Origin of the sequence: Streptomyces sp. NPDC090442, from assembly GCF_044769405.1 — a bacterium.
In the GTDB taxonomy this organism is placed as follows: Bacteria; Actinomycetota; Actinomycetes; order Streptomycetales; family Streptomycetaceae; genus Streptomyces.
In genome coordinates this window covers 1-1,403 of record NZ_JBIVXW010000259.1, presented here as the reverse complement: position 1 = coordinate 1,403, position 1,403 = coordinate 1, and the positions used below count along the sequence as shown (strand labels likewise).

The 1,403-nt window shown below is 69.9% G+C and carries 2 protein-coding genes; both read right to left on the bottom strand.

All coding sequences use genetic code 11. The annotated features are described in order from the left end of the window. A partial coding sequence (locus ACIQU6_RS44880) for a hypothetical protein (protein ID WP_403488527.1) occupies window positions 1-309 on the bottom strand: 309 nt, incomplete at its 3' end. A 184-nt stretch (window positions 310-493) separates the two neighbouring features. After that, window positions 494-1,403: hypothetical protein (locus tag ACIQU6_RS44875; protein ID WP_403488525.1), on the bottom strand; the 910-nt coding region annotated here is incomplete at its 5' end.

Below are 1,403 nucleotides of genomic sequence, written 5' to 3'. Positions count from 1 at the left end.
CATGCGCAGGCTCTGCGAGGTCAGCGCGATCATCGACGAGGGCTGGTCGTCGCCGCCGCCGATCGTGCCCGACAGCTCGGTGATGCGCGACGCCTGCGCGTCCATGGTCTGGCCCCAGGCGCGCGCCATCGACTCGTACCAGCTCGCGCTGCCGCCACCGCCGCCGCCGGCCGAGACGCCGCCGCCACTGCCGCTGCCGGCGCTGCGCGAACCCTTGCCGTTGCCGACCGCGTCGTTCTTGTTGACGTCGGCGATGAAGGTGTTGACCAGGCCGGCGGTACCGCCGGCGCCGTTGACTGCATTACTCATGACGTCTCTCCTGCTCGTTGCGGCAAGGCCGCGCAATGGCGTGGAACAACGAATGGCACCGAAAACTTGACGCGCTTTGCGATTCTTGAAGCTTCCGCGGACGACGGGTGCAAGGTGCCGAGGTTGGATTAGATCGGCGCGGTGCGGGTGAAACCAGCTAGTGCTGACCCTGGGTCGTCCCTGTTCATTGTCGGTTTCCGGGCCGCGCGGGCGCCTCGGCCACGGCCGGGCGCGCGTTGGCGGCGGCGGACGCGGGCGGGGTGGTCGGTGCGGGCGCCGTCGTCGCCGGTTTCGCGGCGGCGGCCGGCGTCTTGGCGGCACTGGCCGCAGCGGCGTCGGCGGGCGGGCTGGCCGCGGTCGCCGCATCGGCGGCCGGCGCGGCGCCGCTGGCGATCGCCAGTTCCTGCGCGGTCAGCGGCTGCACCTTGATCTCTTCCATCATGCCGTTGAGCTTGTTGAACGCCCATACCTTCTTGGAGCCGATTCCGCTAACGGTGCGGCCATCGGGCAGGACATCGCCGTCCAGATACTCGTTGCCGTCGACGTCGACCAGCCGCGGTTTTTCGTCGCGCAAGATCTTGACGATCCGGGTCGGCTCGGTCGGCAGCGTCTTCTTCGGCTCCTCCGGCGCGGCCACCGCAGGGCCAGCGGCGACCGGGCTCGCGTCGAGGTCGCGCTTGATCACCCGGCGCACCCCGGCCACGTCCTGCATCGCGCGCGAGGCAATCGCGCGCGAGAACAGCGAGGGGTCGGCGAAGTGGCCGCTGACTTCGACATCGCCGTCGCCCAGATAACGCGTCTGCGTGGTCAGGCCCTGGCTGCGCAGCACTTCGCGCACGTCGCCGGCGATGTCGTCGCCGGTGCGCAGTTCCAGCCGCGCCTCGACCTCATCGGTGATCAGACGCTTGCGGATCATCTCGCGCGTGGCCGCGTCCTTGACCGTGCCCGACAGCACCAGGCCGCCGTCCTCGTTCTCGACCAGGCGTCCGCCGGCGATCGAGAACTCTTTGATCAACGGCTGCACCAGTTGGGTCGGCGTGGGTTTTTTCTCGAAGCCCGGCATCACCGCCGCGGCGATCGCCACCGACACCAGC